Genomic DNA, 15,272 nt, shown 5'->3' on the forward strand with positions numbered 1-15,272 from the left:
GGCTTTACATAGGGTAAACTGTTATGGCGTGTTTACGTTTTGAAAATCTTGCTGCTGGTAAAACGTCTGTAAAACGGTAAATAATTACGCGCTTCTTTTTGATATCTCTTTGACTCTTCCAATCTTCCTTGACTATGGAGGCCTTCCGCGACCTTTAAACTGTACCTGGCAATCCTTTTCCTTAGTATCTTTTTCTCTACCCCGTCAAGGTCCGTAAAATTATTATAAACCTTTTTGTAGACGCCAAGATTTTCATTATCAAAAAGGAAATCATCTTTTGACGCATTAGTATCGTGTACCCTGTACCTTGTAAGCCCTTGATCAACAAATCCGCATTGGAATTTTTTTGCTATCCGTAAGAACATGTCATACTCGTCTCCAAGTGAGAATGACTCATCATACGGTCCGACATCATTCAGACATTCTCTTTTTACGACCACGGTTGAAGTCTGAATAAAGCTTTTGGAAAGAAGTTCTTTAAATATCCAACCGCTGAATCCTTTTTCAGGTTTTGTCCTCAGTTCTTTGCCATCCCTGAAACTGGTATATTTCGCATAAACCAGTCCTACCTGAGGGTTTTCGTTAAAACATTCCATCTGTAACTTCAGTTTATCAGGATCCCACAAATCATCATGGTCAAGAAACGCAATAAATTCAGCTTCAGATAAACGTATACCCGCGTTCTTGGCATTTGCTATACCGCCATTCTCCTTGTAGTGATATTTTATTTTCTCCATATATGGCTCAAGTTCATTACGTGTGCTATCCACAGAGCCATCATCAACAACTATAATCTCAAAGTGCTTGTATGTCTGGCCCAAGACAGACTCTATAGTCTCTGCAATAAATTTTTCGTTATTATAAGTATGTATTATAACACTTACTGTTGGCATTTAACTTTTCTAAGTCCGGATTCCCAGTATGACGAATCCCCTCTCTTTCCCATACAAAAAACGCAAAGGATTTTTCGAGAGGATTCCAGCACTGGATTCGCATCGAATGAGAGAAAGATATCTTTTTCCATATATTAATTATAACCTGCAACTTTTATTAATTACCTGAAAAAAACATTGTGACTCTCTTTTGCTCTAGAGAGCGTTCAACATTAGTAAAATAAGCACTAACAGAAATATTTCCAAGTAAAATGATTGAAAAAAATGATTTTTATCATTATGATTCAGATTTTAATAATTTCAAGTCATTTATCTAAGATAAATTGATTACTTACGATGGAAAGCAACTTTAAGAACAAAAAGATACTAATAACAGGTGGCCTGGGTTTTATTGGGAGCACACTGGCCCAACGGCTTGCAAAGATGGATGCGGACATTTGTATTGTCGATTCTCTGATACCGGATTACGGAGGGAACAACTTTAACATTAATGGTATTGAGAACAATTTAAAGGTAAATATTGCTGATGTAAGAGACAAGCACAGTATGGACTATCTGGTAAAAGGAATGGATATCATATTCAACCTTGCCGGTACTTTAAGCCATATAGACAGCATGAAGGACCCTTTCACTGACTTGGATATCAATTGCAGGAGCCAATTATCAATCCTGGAATCCTGTCGTAAAAACAATAGAGACGTTAAAATTATTTTTGCGGGTACGAGAGGACAATACGGCAAAGCAGATCGACTGCCTGTAGACGAAAAACACCTGATGCATCCTACTGATGTTAACGGAATCAATAATATTGCGGGAGAATCATATCATATTTTATATAACAATATTTATGGAATAAGAGCTGTTTCTCTAAGGCTGACAAATACTTACGGACCGAGACATCAGATGAGGCATCACAAGCAGGGAATAATTAACTGGTTTATCAGACAACTCATAGAAGGCCAGACAATTAAGTTATACGGTGATGGTAAACAGATTAGAGACATAAATTATGTTGATGATGTTGTGGATGCCCTGTTACTGGTATCTTGTTGTGAAAAAACCAACGGTGAAGTATACAACCTTGGTGGAATACCAAAAAACCTGATAGAACTGGTAGAAACAATGATAGGTGTTTACAATAAAGGCGATTATGAATTGATTCCATTTGATGATGATCTTAAAAGAATAGAAATAGGTGATTATGTTGCAAATTTTGAAAAGATTAAGAATACCGTTGGGTGGGAGCCGAAGATCTCATTAGAAGAAGGACTGCAATCTTCATTTGATTACTATGAGAAATACAAAGAGCATTATTGGTAAGAATGATGGATGAAGGACGACCACCCCTTCGTGGCTATGATGATGGATGATTATTTCACATTTCATCCTTCGTCTCTCTTCTATCATCCTTCACGCTTTCGTCTCTCATACACTGTAATGAATTTGTTTTATTAAATAAAAGTAAATAATATGAATATCCCGGTTTTTGACCTAAAAAGACAATATAAATATTTGAAGACGGAACTGGACAACGCCTTTACCAATGTTTTCGACAGCGGAACTTTTGTACTGGGAGAAAACGTCAGAATGTTTGAAGTAGAATTTGCAAACTATCTTGGTGCCGAATTTGCCATTGGAGTGGGTTCCGGTACGGAAGCGCTGCATCTTTCCCTGAAGGCTTGTGATATTGGACCCGGAGACGAAGTGATCACCGTTCCAAATACTGCAGTCCCTACTATATCCGCCATCTCATTTGCGGGAGCCAGACCAGTACTTATTGACGTTACTCCGGATACCTATACAATAGACACAAAAAAGATAGAGAAGAAAATTACAAATAAAACGAAGGCGATTCTACCTGTACATATGTATGGACACTCATCTGAGATGGAGCAGATAAAGAAATTGGCGGAAGCGTACAACTTAAGAATAATTGAAGATGCATGTCAGGCCCACTGCGCACAATATAACAGCAGAAATGTCGGCACCTACGGCGATATGGGTTGCTTCAGTTTCTATCCCACAAAGAACCTTGGCGCTTACGGTGATGGAGGGATGATCGTTACAAATGATGAAGAGTTCTATAACAGACTCATAATGCTCAGAAATTACGGTGAAGTAAAAAAATTCACATCACAAATTGAGGGATTCAATTCCCGGCTAGATGAATTACAGGCAGCCGTCCTTAGAGTCAAATTAAAACATTTACAGACATGGACGAACAGACGCAGGGAAATAGCAATGCTCTATCAGCAATTACTCTTTAATTCAAATGTACAGCTTCCCTGTGAAAGGCAATGGGCAAAGCACGTATACCATCTATTTGTTATAAGGACAAATAGAAGAGATGCTCTCAGGGAATATCTCCAGGAGCGTGGAGTCGGCACACAGATACACTATCCGATCCCGATTCATATGCAGGAAGCGTATAAGAAACTCGGATATCAGGAGGGAGACTTTCCTATGAGCGAAAGGAATGCGGGAGAGATATTATCTTTACCTATTTACCCGGAACTGACAACAGAAGAGATCGAAACAGTTGCCGGTTTAATTACAGAGTTTCAGGGAGCAACATAAATGACCAGAGCCAGTGTTTCGGCATGTGTAATGACATTTAATAATAATGACGTAATTAAGGAGTGTATGGAAAACGTTAAGTGGGCTGACGAGATCATCGTAGTAGACTCCTTCAGTACTGACAATACGGTTGAAATATGCCGAAAATACACTGACAGGGTATATCAGAGAGAGTGGCCAGGATTCAAGGACCAGTCTAACTATATTGTAAGCCTTGCTAATTATGAATGGATCCTCTTTACAGATGCTGATGAGATAATCTCTCCTGAACTATATCTGGAAATCCAGTCTCTTTTAAACAATAATTCAAACGACTGGGATGGTTTTTACTTCCCGCGCAGAACACGATACCTTGGAAGCTGGATTAACCATGGAGAGTGGTATCCCGCTTATGACCTCCTTCTCTATAAGAAAGGCAAGGGCACATGGGTCAAAGAACCGCATGCTACTCTTGAGCTAAACGGCAAGGCAAAATATTTAAAGAATGATTGTTATCACTATACCTATAGAAATCTTTCCCATCAACTAGATACCATCGATAAATATACAGATATGAGCGCTGTAGAAATGGAGAAAAAAGGGGTGAAATTCCTCCTTTTTCAACTTCTATTCAGGCCTCTTTTCAGATTTATTAAAGGATATATTTTCAAGCGTGGATTTCAGGATGGAGTACCGGGACTGATAGCAGCTATAACAACGTCATTTTACGTCTTCATGAAATACGCAAAACTATGGGAATTACGAATTAAAAATAAACCGCAGATCGGCACAGACAAAAACGCATACAAATGAAAATACTTCATCTCTTTAGTGATTGGAAATGGACCGGACCGGCAGAGCCGGCACTCAATCTTTGTGTAGAATTAAAGAAGCGAGGACACGATGTTACTCTTGCCTGTGGTAAGGCTATGGACGATTACCCGTTTCCACCGGACTCAGAATCCGTTGAAAAGTATGCGTACGAACGTGGCCTGGTACCGGTTACCAGATTTCACCTGAGCAAACATTTCAACCTTTTCAAGTACATCTCTGACATTAAGAATCTTTCGGTTTTTATGAACGATGAAGCGTTTGATATCGTCCATGTTCATCGAAATCAGGACCATCTGGTTGGCGGAATAGCCGCCAGACGCACCGGAAGACGCTTGCCCATCGTACGTACAAATCATGACGGAGTCGTATTGAAAAAAAATCTGAGGAACAAATATTGTCTCACCAGACTCACAGATAAATTAATAGATGTTTCTGAGGATGCGAGAGTGGCGGACATGAACAGCTTTGGATTAAGTGCGGATAAGACCATTATGATTAATGCCTCTATCGATTGTCAGCGATTCAACCCGGGAAGCGGACCGCTCACCTACAGGAAGAAGTTTGGAATGAAAGATGATGATATTGTAGTCGGAATTATAGCCAGAATACAGACCCACCGAAGGTTTCACATACTTCTGAAAGCCATAAAGATCGCGTCTAAAAAAGTGCCTAAGTTAAAGCTACTCGTGATAGGCAGAGGGACGAAAGAGAAACAACTTTTGACGGAACCGGCCAAAGAGATGGGACTGGAAGATGTCGTAGTCCATCCAGGTTATCGGACAAGTGATTATGTAGAAGCTGTCTCGTGTATGGATTACAATATATTCCTGATGCCCGGAACAGACGGCTCCAGCCGTGCGGTCAGGGAAGTTATGGCAATGGGAAAACCCGTTATTGCTGCAGACCGGGGGATGCTCTCTTCCATTGTAGATAACAATAGCACTGGATTTGTCATTGACGATACACCGGAAAATCTTGCAGAGGCTACCGTAAGGTTAGCTACTGATATCGAACTTAGAAAAAAGATGGCTGCCGCATCATTGAAAAAAACACAAGATATTTTTTCTCAAGAATCTATGGCAGAAAAAGTAGAAAATGTGTATAAAGAGCTTTTATTAAAATAGTTTTTACTGATTAGACGCAAAGGATGCAGAGTTGTTTTATTGGAAGTATGTAGGAAACACAACCAATAACTTTTGCATTTTGTTGTAAGAAATTATCTCTTTTTCAGTTTCTTCATATTTCTTTGAGTTTTTTCTTTGCAACCTTTACGTCTTCGCGGTAAATAGAAATTAATTAGAGGGAAGCAAAATGGGAACAAGATTTATAAAGTTACTGAAAATACTCATTAAGATTGCAATAATGGGACTTGTTATGGCAGGGATAATACTGATTAATAGAAGCTGTATGCAGAAATCTGAAGGAAGTGAAAAAAGAGAAATAAAAACCTGTGCAACAATGTACTCCTTTGCCAATTAGTTAGAATCGACGAAAAAATTAACCCTTGAATTTCCGAGTGTTGTTGTTGGTAGATTATATTATGAAAACCAGAAATAAAAACAACAATGAGGGGTTCACTGCGTTTAACCCATCCTGCTAATATTATGTGATCAGAAACGTCCAACCAGGCGGACGGCTACTATAATACAAAATCTCTCAATTCAGGCAAAATTATCACTTCCAAACCAGATAGTCTTCTATAGCAAGGTAATCAAGACCACATCCAAAGAAGGTCATTATTGCGTCACGGGGTGTACAGACTATGGGTTGACCGGCTACGTTGAAACTGGTATTGAGAAGTGCGGGGACTCCTGTTATCTTTTTGAATTCGTTGATTAATTCCCAATACCGGGGGGCAACCTCTTTTCTGACAGACTGCACTCTTACCGTATTGTCTATATGCGCGGCGGAAGCTATTTCAGAGACTTTTTCCTCAATAGCCTGAAAGGCAATTATCATGAATGGGGAATTGTAAGGTTGTTTTACGTAATCGCAATAATCCTCTGCAAGGAATGACGGCGCGAAGGGCCTCCATGGCTCTCTTCCCTTTATACTCTTGTTGACAATGTCCTTCATATCTCTGTTTTTCGGATTACCAAGTATGCTTCTGCCTCCAAGCGCCCTGGGGCCGAATTCCATCCTGCCTTGAAACCAGCCGACTGTTTTGTTGTCTGCAATGAGTGTTGCAGTCTCTCTGGCAATATCATTACACTTTTTGAAATTACTCAGTTTGTACTTCTTTAACTCAAACTCTACCTGCTCATTGGTGTAGTCCGGTCCGTAGTAAGGATGTTCTAAAACGATATCAGGTCTGTGTCCGACAACATCTTTGTAGACACTTACGGCAGCGCCTAATGCCGTACCAATATCGTGGGCGGCAGGCTGGATGAAAATGTTTTCAACGTGGTCTGATCTCAAGAGTACTCCATTCATTGAACAGTTTAAAGCACACCCACCTGAGACGCAGAGGTTTTCTGACCCGGATATATTACGAAGATAAGAGCTCATCTGTAGAGCAGCTCTCTCCAGTGTGTGTTGAACTGTTGCAGCAAGGTCTTTGTGATGCTGATTTAACTCTTCTCCCGGTTTCCTTGGCGTAACACCCGAAAGGTATTTCTTAAAACCTTTCTTATCGATTACAGGTATATCCCCGCCCCATTCAATAAAATTAAATTCATTCTCATCATGTTGTCCGTAGGCCGCGAGGCCCATAACTTTTCCTTCATCGCTATGGGATTTAAAGCCCAGCTTACTTGTGATCTCACCATACAGGTGTCCCCAACTGTTTCTGTTGGGTATTGACTTGACTACCCTGAGATCGTCACCCTCTGCAATCGCAAGGATGCCGGAATCGCTACCTCCATAACCATCCAGTGAAACAATATTTGAACGATCAAACCCAGAAACATAATAAGAGCTTAACGCGTGAGCAACGTGATGGTTCACGAATTTCATCTTCTCATCCATATACCTGAAAGGTAACTGCCTGAGCAGAAACTCCCATGGATATTTTTTTTCTTTTTCTGCCGTTCCGCAGATTCCCATCCGATGGCAATATAATCAACTTCGTCCAATGTTACCCCCGCCCTTTTGAGGCAAAACTCAATAGACATATCAGCGGATGCCCTCGGTGAATGTTTAAACCTGTTAAACCGCTCTTCCTCCACCATTGCTGTCAGTTTGCCATCAACAAGTATGCATGCCCCGTTGTTCCACGAAATAGGGTGTGTTACTCCCAGAATTATCATTTATTACTCCCATCTTTAACCTTCACTTATGTATATAGTATCTTTCTATTCAAATTTACTTCCACACCAGATAATCTTCAATCGCAAGATAATCAAGGCCGCATCCGAAGAATGTCATTATCGCATCGCGGGGTGTGCAGACAATTGGTTGACCAGCTACGTTGAAACTGGTATTAAGAAGTGCCGGCACTTCAGTTATCTTTTTGAATTCGTTGATTAGTTCCCAATACCGGGGGGCAACCTCTTTTCTGACCGACTGCACCCTTACCGTATTGTCAACATGTGCGGCGGAAGCTATTTCAGAAACTTTTTCCTCAATAGCCTGAAAGGCAATTATCATGAACGGAGAATTGTAAGGTTGTTTTACGTAATCAACATAATCTTCTGCAAGGAATGATGGAGCGAATGGTCTCCATGGTTCTCTTCCCTTTATACTTTTATTTACAATATCTTTCATATCCTTATTCTTCGGATTACCGAGTATGCTTCTGCCTCCAAGTGCCCTGGGGCCGAATTCCATTCTGCCCTGAAACCAGCCAACTGTTTTATTGTCCGCAATCAACGCTGCAGTCTCTCTGGCAATATCATTACAACGCTTGAAGTTTTTCAGTTTATATTTCTTTAATTCTAATTCAACTTCCTCATTGGTATAATCCGGGCCATAATAAGGGTGTTTAAGGACAATGTCAGGTCTATGCCCCACAACATCTTTGTATACACTTAAAGCAGCCCCTAATGCAGTACTTGCATCGTGGGCTGCAGGCTGGATAAATATATTGTCAACATGGTCTGATCTCAAGAGTACGCCATTCATTGAACAGTTTAAGGCGCATCCACCTGCCATGCACAGGTTCTTAGAACCGGTTATGTTATGCAGATATGAACTCATCTGTATGGCCGCCCTCTCAAGTGCATGCTGTACGGTTGCTGCCAGGTCTTTGTGATGCTGGTTCAGCTCCTCACCCTTTTTCCTTTGCACCAGACCGGAGAAATATTTCTTAAGACCTTTTTTGTCCATAATTGGAATTTCATTGTCCCAGTCAATAAACTTAAATTCGTTCTCAATTGGCTGTCCATAAGCTGCAAGTCCCATAACCTTTCCTTCTTCGCTATGGTATCGAAATCCCAACGCTTTCGTCATCAGGCCGTAAAGATGCCCCCAGCTACTTTTATTTGGTATGGTCTTCACGATCCTGCAATCACTCTTTTCTCCAACCATCAGGAGACCTGATTCATCACCTCCAGAACCATCAAATGATAATATATTTGAATGTTCAAATCCTGAAACGTAATAAGCGCTTAATGCATGGGCGATGTGATGCCTTACGAACCTGATTCTGTCATCCTCATGGCGAAATGGCAACTGCTTCAGCTTATTGTCCCAGATATGCTGCTCTTTTTTTTTATGCCCTTTCATAGACTCCCAACCTATGGCAAAATAATCGACATCATCCAATGTTACCCCGGCCCTGTTGAGGCAAAATTCTATGGCACGCTCAGCTGGCACCTCAATAGCATGTTTAAACCTATTTAATCTTTCCTCCTCAACCATAGCGATTAGTTTGCCATCTACAAGGATGCATGCCCCGTTGTTCCATGAAATGGGGTGTGTTACTCCCAGAATTATCATTTATTACTCCTGTAATATTGTTTTATCAAATTGTGCAATCAAACATCGCAGGTTGCTTTCTTGCGTGCGTGAATTACTATAATATCGCAAGACCCGAACATTGCCAGAATAAAATTAAGTGCTTTTATTGCTCCTTTGAAACGTGATAATCTGGAAAGGACTCTGTATTTTCCATCTTTGAGATTAAGGAGACTGAGTCTTAAAGTCGCACCACGCCTGTCTAAATAAATCTTTTTAACATCGAAACCAGCTTGATTTAACATCTTTGTGATTGAACCAGGTGTAAATGCAATGAGATGAATTGGAAGCTGCAACCCATACCAGTATGTCTTAAATACCTTTGCGACAAAACTATCAATATTAGGTACTGCTACTATAAGCTGCCCGTTATTATTTAAAACCCTCCCTATCTCCTTTAATGTACACAAAGGATCATAAAGATGTTCGAGTGAATGCCACATGGTTACTGTGTCAAAAGAGCTACTCTCAAACTGATAGTGTAATAGCTCTCCGGTTTTAACATCTAAGTGAAGCTCATCTCTTGCATACCTGGATGCCGTTGGATTCTTTTCAACACCGTATGTTTGCCAGCCAAATTTTCTCATGGTTGAAAGAAATCTTCCATTTCCACAACCAAGATCTAGTATCTTTCCTTCTCCTGTAAATGGTATAATATCGAGCCTGGAGCGATAAGTTAAATAAAAAAGCCATGAGAAAATTCTCTTAGAAACGCTTATATTCCTATCTTTGTCTTCCAGACTACAAGGGTAGTTATAAAACTTTACGCGGATAAGTCTTCTTACATCGTCTTTAAAATCTATCCATTTACCGGCAAAAAGACTTTTTTTCTTTGGTTTCTTAACTTTCAATGATGTATGCGCATAATAATCTTCTGTATAATAGCGACCAATATGTTGTTTTGACGGCCTTGGATTAACTTGTTGAAGTCCGCAATTCCTGCACCTTACCAAATTGAATGTTTCCATAATACTATTGCTGCTCCCGTCATCAATAGTTTGGTGATTGGATGGACTTACATAATTACTGATTAATACATTGTCGAATGTATTTCCTCCGCATAGACAGCAAGATACATATTCCAGATTTTGTCCCTCTTTAGATTTTGAATTATACATTCTTAATCAATCCTAAAATTGATATCATTTAGAAACTACAGTGTCATTCTGAACGATTCGTTTGATATTTAAGGTAATTTATACTATAATTACTAAACATCATTTTGGATACATATAATTGTACACCAATCATCGTTAGTGGCTATAGGCCTTTTGATCAATCCATAACATATTCTGAGATAAAATGTTAAACGATTTATGGAGACATCTCCGCATCTACAGTATAAGAAAACTCTATAACCTGTTTATGGGTAAGGTTCAGTTTTCAATAGGCTCTACACACCTTTATTATTATCCCGCTAAGATTACGATAGAATCAGGTAATATCTGTAACCTTCGTTGCCCGCTGTGTCCAAGCGGCCAGAAAGACAGTTCCGCCCGGAAGGGCTTACTCCCATTCTCCAATTTCAAAAGGATTATAGACGAAATCGGAAAGAACCTGCTCATGGTCAGGCTGTATAATTGGGGAGAACCCCTTCTCAATAAAGAACTTATAAAAATGGTAGAATATGCTGGCAAAAACAGAATAGCGATAAAAATAAGTACAAATCTGAGCCTTCCTATTGATGATGCTCAGGCCGAAGCAATAATCAAAGCAAATCTACAAAAAATATACATCTCCTGTGATGGTACGAGTAGTACCACCTATTCAACCTATCATATTGGCGGTAATTTTAACAAGGTTATATCAAATATGAAACTTTTACTCAAGAAAAAGAAGCAATTAGGAAATAGTTATACAGAACTAATATGGCTGTTTCACGTCTTCAGCCACAATGAACATGAAATTGAAACAGCTAAGGCCATAGCAAAAGGGATAGGAATAAAACTGTCAATAAACAAGATACGCACAGATATGGGCAAGGAGATATTTGAAACTGCCGATAAATCTATCGAGCGTGATTCAAAGTGGCTGCCTGAAAATCCGGAATATAACACTTTTAATATGGAAGAAAAGAAACCAAAAAAGAGATTTGATTGCCGTCTTTTATGGACCGAGACCGTAATCAACTGGGACGGAAATGTTTTACCATGCTGTTCTGTGTATAGTGAAACACACTCTTTTGGTAATATAAAGGAAGATACTTTTAAAAACATTTGGAACAGCAAAAAATATATATCGGCGAGGAAAGAGGTACTAGGCCGTAAAAACAACACTAAAACAGTTTGTCATATTTGCAAGGCAAACGATTACCTGTATATCTAAAATAATAAAGCCATGACAATAATAGAAATTGTAGCGTTAGCAGGCTTCATTCTTGGTTCAATCCTTCACACAATTCTTTCAATACTGATTATTCAGAGGAAGAATAAGAAAGGGAGTGAACTTGTCTTCTTGTTCCTTGTGATAAGTGTAGCTATGTGGCATTATGGTAATGTCATCTCTCTTTTCAGCTTAATGCTCTTTGGGAAAGATATTCCAATTATCAATCAATCTTCAAATGCTGTTGCATGCATGGGAATGGGTGTAACGCCAAGCCTGCTCCTGCATACTGCTTTATTATTCCTTCTGGAAAGTGGTTGGAAGATTCAGAAAAAAATTATGATAACCATGGTTACCATAATCTATCTTCCCATCATTCCGCTCTCATTTACGGCAGGAAGGATAGTATTTTTTGAAGAATCTAATGTCCTGGTGAGTGGTTCACCATTTGTAAAACCTTTTATCATATGGCTTCTGTTCTCGATATTTACTTCTGCAGTTACCTCCCGTATCCTCTCTGCAAAAGTTGAAGAAGTGGAGGAGCAGAGATTTCACTTCTCTATTTTCTGGATTCTCATCTTCATTACAATTCTGGTTACCTGTACTGTCCTTCTCAAAGGAAGTGATATCCCATATATTGGTGATTATATGATCCTGGTTACTATGCTTTCATCCATCTTTCCCAGTATCATATTTTCTTACTATGTTTATCGTTACAATTATATGGAATTTGTTCTCAGACGAAGTGTGTTTTATTCATTTCTGGCAGTACTGGTTATCTGTTTCTACTATTTCGGTATAAGGCAATTAAGTAAATACCTTGAGTTCAATTATTCAATTAACGGAAAGGTATTAGAAGCGGTGCTGATTATAACGCTCGTATACTGGTTTCCAAAATTGAAAGAGAATATTCAAGGGTTGATGAGAAAACTCTCCTTTAAGATGATTACGGATACAGAGTATCTTTTAAATGAGCTGAGCCACCAGATCAGCACAGATCTGCTCATTGATTTATCTCTCCTGTTGGAAAACATTGTAGAATCAATAAAAAAAGCAACTGCAATTAAAAATGTCAACCTGATCCTGTTCAAAGAAGGAAGAACACAAGTCGTCATTCACGGAGAGAATACATTTATTACCAGAAAAGATATAATAAATACAGTGAAGTATTTCGATAAAGGTGAGATTGCCGTGCTGGACAGACACGAAGTTACAGATGCATCTATCATAAATGAAATGAAACGGCTGGAAATGTTCTTTATATTCCCGATTTTCGAGGAAAGAAAACTGACAGGTTTATTGACTCTTGGTAAATCTCGCAGGGGAATGAGATTGCGCGCTGAGAACCTAGAACAGTTGATGCTGATTGCGAATCAAATAAGTTCAGCAATGGCCAAAGCCGAACTTTTACAAGAAAAGCTTCAGATGGAAAGGAAAATGTATGAAAACGAAAAACTATCCAGTCTGGGCAGGCTATCTACAAGTGTCGCACATGAGGTAAAAAACCCGTTAAGTTCGATAAAGGCAATAGTCCAGGTCTTAAAAGAAGATTCCATAAATGAATCTAAAACGCAGAAAAGTCTTTCGATAATTGTAGAAGAGATAGATCGTCTGACAAAAGTTGTAAATCAACTTCTGGTATTTGCCAAACCGCAAATGGATTGTAAATCAACTGTCAAGATAAATGATGTAATCAATAAGGTGTTAGTTGTCTTAAGACATGAAGCAAAAATGAACAACGTCAATATATACTTGAATATTCAAAATGATCTGCCGATTATCACTGTAGACGAGGGATCATTAAATGAAGTATTCTTTAATCTTATTCATAATGCTATTCAAGCCATGTCAGAAGGTGGAAAGCTTACAATATCAATGAGCTATGATCAACAAGATGATTATATTACTACTGTGTTTGAAAATACCGGTCCTGAAATTTCTGATGAAGATATGGGTAAGATTTTTGAACCATTTTATACAACCAAACAGATGGGTACCGGTTTAGGATTGGCTATTGTTAAAAAGAAACTGGAAGAACTCAGAGGTATGATCAAGGTAAAAAGTGAAAATTCATCCACAAAGTTCACGGTTAAAATTCCATCGTCAGAGGGTGTACTGGTAGGTTAAATTGCAGAGGCACGGGCATCACCCCGGTTGCAAATCTAACATGGTGCCTGTTTACGGGCTATGCACAGGTAGACCGAATAGCAGATCAGGCCGGAGGCCGAAACTGCCAATATACAGGCACCATGTTAGGTTTGAAAAAATTGAGGTACTTCCATTGTTGGAAGAGTGAAAGGAGTCAGGTTCTGAAAAAATTAATACTAATAGTAGATGACGAAAAAGCTGCAAGGTTTGGAATGAAGCTGGCATTGGAAAAAGACGGTTATGAAGTGATGGAAGCCGGTGATGGTATTGATGCTTTTGTTGTAATAAAGACTAAAAGCCCCTCTCTTGTTTTCCTTGACATTAATATGCCAAAGATTAACGGGATCCAGGTATTAGAAGAGATAAATAGTATGGAAACCCCTCCTATGATAGTCATAGTAACTGCTTACGGTTCTGAAAGAGTTGCTGTTGATGCCATGAAGAAAGGAGCTTACGACTACATATCAAAACCTTACGAAATAGACGAACTCAGGTTAATAGCCAAACATGCATTCGAAAAACTCGCACTTGAGGAAGAAAACGCCAGGTTGCGATCAGAAATTGACAGGCTTGGCTCAAGGGGTGAAATAGTCGGAGAAAGCCGGGAAATGAATCAAGTATTTAATAAGATAGAGAAAGTTGGGCCGTCTGACGTAACGGTTTTAATTCAGGGTGAAAGCGGAAGCGGAAAAGAGTTGGTGGCCAAGGAAATCCACAAAAAAAGTTCTCGTAAGAATAATCCGATGATTATTATGAATTGTGCCGCACTCCCGGAAACACTAATTGAGAGTGAATTATTCGGACATGAAAAAGGCGCATTTACAGGTGCGGTGGAAAGACGTCTGGGCAAATTCGAACTGGCGAATAAAGGTACAATATTTCTCGATGAAATTGGAGATATGAGCCCTAATACACAGGCAAAAGTATTGCGGGTCATTCAGGAGCAAAGCTTCGAACGGTTAGGAGGAACGGAAACTCTTCGCGTTGATGTAAGGCTGATCAGCGCAACCCATAAAGACCTGTTTAAAGAGATAAAAAAAGATAATTTCAGAGAAGATCTGTACTACAGACTTAAGGTGGTTGAAATTTCACTTCCACCATTGAGAAATCGCAGAGAAGATATTATAATATTGGCTGAAAGGTTTATACAGTTTTTTTCAGAGAAGCACAAAAAAAACGTAAAATCTATATCAAATGAAGCTGTAAAATACTTTACCAGGTATTCCTGGCCTGGCAATGTCAGAGAACTGCAAAATGTTATAGAGAGCGCAGTTGTAATGGCAAATGCTGAAACTCTCGAAATCAGTGACTTCCCTGAAGAGATTAGGAATTCAAATAGCAACAGTAGTCTAGATTATAATTTACCTTTCAGAGATGCCAAAAAAATAGTTGTGGAGGCATTCGAAAGGGACTTTGTAAGCAGGAAATTAGCAGAAAACGATGGAAATATAAGCAAAACTGCCGAAGCGCTCGGTATGCACAGGCAAAGCCTGCAACACAAAATTAAAGAACTAAATATGAAATAATCCTTTGACTCCGCTCAGAAGAATCACACTAAACAGTCTGAACAGTGTAATCCTGAGCGGAGCCAGAGGATCGTATTTGTTACGATAGTATTTTATA

The 15,272-nt window shown here is 39.2% G+C and carries 13 protein-coding genes; 8 read left to right on the forward strand and 5 right to left on the reverse strand.

The window, feature by feature from the left end; all coding sequences use genetic code 11:
- Positions 1-32: 32 nt before the first annotated feature.
- The gene (locus SCALIN_RS06335; RefSeq protein WP_096893563.1) at positions 33-893 is read right to left on the reverse strand and encodes a glycosyltransferase family 2 protein; all 861 of its coding nucleotides are present in this window, start codon (positions 891-893) and stop codon (positions 33-35) included.
- A 336-nt stretch (positions 894-1,229) separates the two neighbouring features.
- On the opposite strand from SCALIN_RS06335, the gene SCALIN_RS06340 reads away from it, so the two are divergent.
- From SCALIN_RS06340 to SCALIN_RS21995, 5 genes are all read left to right on the forward strand, one after another.
- Positions 1,230-2,213 (forward strand): NAD-dependent epimerase/dehydratase family protein, encoded by a 984-nt coding sequence (locus SCALIN_RS06340; protein WP_096893564.1) that lies wholly within the window; start codon positions 1,230-1,232, stop codon positions 2,211-2,213.
- Positions 2,214-2,363: 150 nt separating this feature from the next.
- Complete coding sequence (locus SCALIN_RS06345; protein WP_096893565.1) at positions 2,364-3,470, forward strand: DegT/DnrJ/EryC1/StrS family aminotransferase; 1,107 nt, start codon at positions 2,364-2,366, stop codon at positions 3,468-3,470.
- The gene (locus tag SCALIN_RS06350; RefSeq protein ID WP_096893566.1) at positions 3,471-4,262 is read left to right on the forward strand and encodes a glycosyltransferase family 2 protein; all 792 of its coding nucleotides are present in this window, start codon (positions 3,471-3,473) and stop codon (positions 4,260-4,262) included.
- Positions 4,259-5,407: a glycosyltransferase family 4 protein gene (locus SCALIN_RS06355; protein ID WP_096893567.1), complete on the forward strand. Its 1,149-nt coding sequence runs from the start codon at positions 4,259-4,261 to the stop codon at positions 5,405-5,407. Before SCALIN_RS06350 ends, SCALIN_RS06355 begins: the two co-directional genes overlap by 4 nt.
- 187 nt (positions 5,408-5,594) lie before the next feature.
- Positions 5,595-5,762: a hypothetical protein gene (locus SCALIN_RS21995; RefSeq protein ID WP_162532182.1), complete on the forward strand. Its 168-nt coding sequence runs from the start codon at positions 5,595-5,597 to the stop codon at positions 5,760-5,762.
- A 195-nt stretch (positions 5,763-5,957) separates the two neighbouring features.
- On the opposite strand, the gene SCALIN_RS06360 is transcribed toward SCALIN_RS21995, so the two are convergent.
- The 4 genes from SCALIN_RS06360 to SCALIN_RS06375 are packed head-to-tail and all read right to left on the reverse strand — an operon-like array spanning position 5,958 to position 10,297.
- On the reverse strand, positions 5,958-7,238 hold the full coding sequence (locus tag SCALIN_RS06360; RefSeq protein WP_230406569.1) for a carbamoyltransferase family protein: 1,281 nt from the start codon (positions 7,236-7,238) through the stop codon (positions 5,958-5,960).
- Entirely contained in the window at positions 7,235-7,531 is a 297-nt protein-coding gene (locus SCALIN_RS06365; RefSeq protein WP_096893569.1) for a carbamoyltransferase N-terminal domain-containing protein, read from the reverse strand. The genes SCALIN_RS06360 and SCALIN_RS06365 overlap by 4 nt, the downstream gene beginning before the upstream one ends.
- 55 nt (positions 7,532-7,586) lie before the next feature.
- Positions 7,587-9,161 (reverse strand): carbamoyltransferase family protein, encoded by a 1,575-nt coding sequence (locus SCALIN_RS06370; protein ID WP_096893570.1) that lies wholly within the window; start codon positions 9,159-9,161, stop codon positions 7,587-7,589.
- A gap of 38 nt (positions 9,162-9,199) precedes the next feature.
- On the reverse strand, positions 9,200-10,297 hold the full coding sequence (locus SCALIN_RS06375; RefSeq protein WP_096893571.1) for a class I SAM-dependent methyltransferase: 1,098 nt from the start codon (positions 10,295-10,297) through the stop codon (positions 9,200-9,202).
- A gap of 184 nt (positions 10,298-10,481) precedes the next feature.
- Here SCALIN_RS06375 and SCALIN_RS06380 point away from each other — a divergent pair, with 184 nt between their 5' ends.
- From SCALIN_RS06380 to SCALIN_RS06390, 3 genes are all read left to right on the forward strand, one after another.
- A complete protein-coding gene (locus SCALIN_RS06380) occupies positions 10,482-11,504 on the forward strand; it encodes a radical SAM/SPASM domain-containing protein (protein WP_096893572.1) in 1,023 nt (340 codons plus the stop codon).
- A gap of 12 nt (positions 11,505-11,516) precedes the next feature.
- Positions 11,517-13,628: a sensor histidine kinase gene (locus SCALIN_RS06385; RefSeq protein WP_096893573.1), complete on the forward strand. Its 2,112-nt coding sequence runs from the start codon at positions 11,517-11,519 to the stop codon at positions 13,626-13,628.
- Positions 13,629-13,750: 122 nt separating this feature from the next.
- The gene (locus SCALIN_RS06390; protein WP_096893574.1) at positions 13,751-15,175 is read left to right on the forward strand and encodes a sigma-54-dependent transcriptional regulator; all 1,425 of its coding nucleotides are present in this window, start codon (positions 13,751-13,753) and stop codon (positions 15,173-15,175) included.
- The last annotated feature ends 97 nt before the right edge of the window (positions 15,176-15,272 follow it).

Origin of the sequence: Candidatus Scalindua japonica, assembly GCF_002443295.1 — a bacterium.
In the GTDB taxonomy this organism is placed as follows: domain Bacteria; phylum Planctomycetota; class Brocadiia; order Brocadiales; family Scalinduaceae; genus Scalindua; species Scalindua japonica.

Bases quoted from the DNA above. Each gene is read 5' to 3' on its own strand.
- SCALIN_RS06335 (WP_096893563.1), bottom strand. From the start codon at position 893: ATGCCAACAGTAAGTGTTATAATACATACTTATAATAACGAAAAATTT.
- SCALIN_RS06340 (WP_096893564.1), top strand. From the start codon at position 1,230: ATGGAAAGCAACTTTAAGAACAAAAAGATACTAATAACAGGTGGCCTG.
- SCALIN_RS06345 (WP_096893565.1), top strand. From the start codon at position 2,364: ATGAATATCCCGGTTTTTGACCTAAAAAGACAATATAAATATTTGAAG.
- SCALIN_RS06350 (WP_096893566.1), top strand. From the start codon at position 3,471: ATGACCAGAGCCAGTGTTTCGGCATGTGTAATGACATTTAATAATAAT.
- SCALIN_RS06355 (WP_096893567.1), top strand. From the start codon at position 4,259: ATGAAAATACTTCATCTCTTTAGTGATTGGAAATGGACCGGACCGGCA.
- SCALIN_RS21995 (WP_162532182.1), top strand. From the start codon at position 5,595: ATGGGAACAAGATTTATAAAGTTACTGAAAATACTCATTAAGATTGCA.
- SCALIN_RS06360 (WP_230406569.1), bottom strand. From the start codon at position 7,238: ATGAAATTCGTGAACCATCACGTTGCTCACGCGTTAAGCTCTTATTAT.
- SCALIN_RS06365 (WP_096893569.1), bottom strand. From the start codon at position 7,531: ATGATAATTCTGGGAGTAACACACCCTATTTCGTGGAACAACGGGGCA.
- SCALIN_RS06370 (WP_096893570.1), bottom strand. From the start codon at position 9,161: ATGATAATTCTGGGAGTAACACACCCCATTTCATGGAACAACGGGGCA.
- SCALIN_RS06375 (WP_096893571.1), bottom strand. From the start codon at position 10,297: ATGTATAATTCAAAATCTAAAGAGGGACAAAATCTGGAATATGTATCT.
- SCALIN_RS06380 (WP_096893572.1), top strand. From the start codon at position 10,482: ATGTTAAACGATTTATGGAGACATCTCCGCATCTACAGTATAAGAAAA.
- SCALIN_RS06385 (WP_096893573.1), top strand. From the start codon at position 11,517: ATGACAATAATAGAAATTGTAGCGTTAGCAGGCTTCATTCTTGGTTCA.
- SCALIN_RS06390 (WP_096893574.1), top strand. From the start codon at position 13,751: ATGTTAGGTTTGAAAAAATTGAGGTACTTCCATTGTTGGAAGAGTGAA.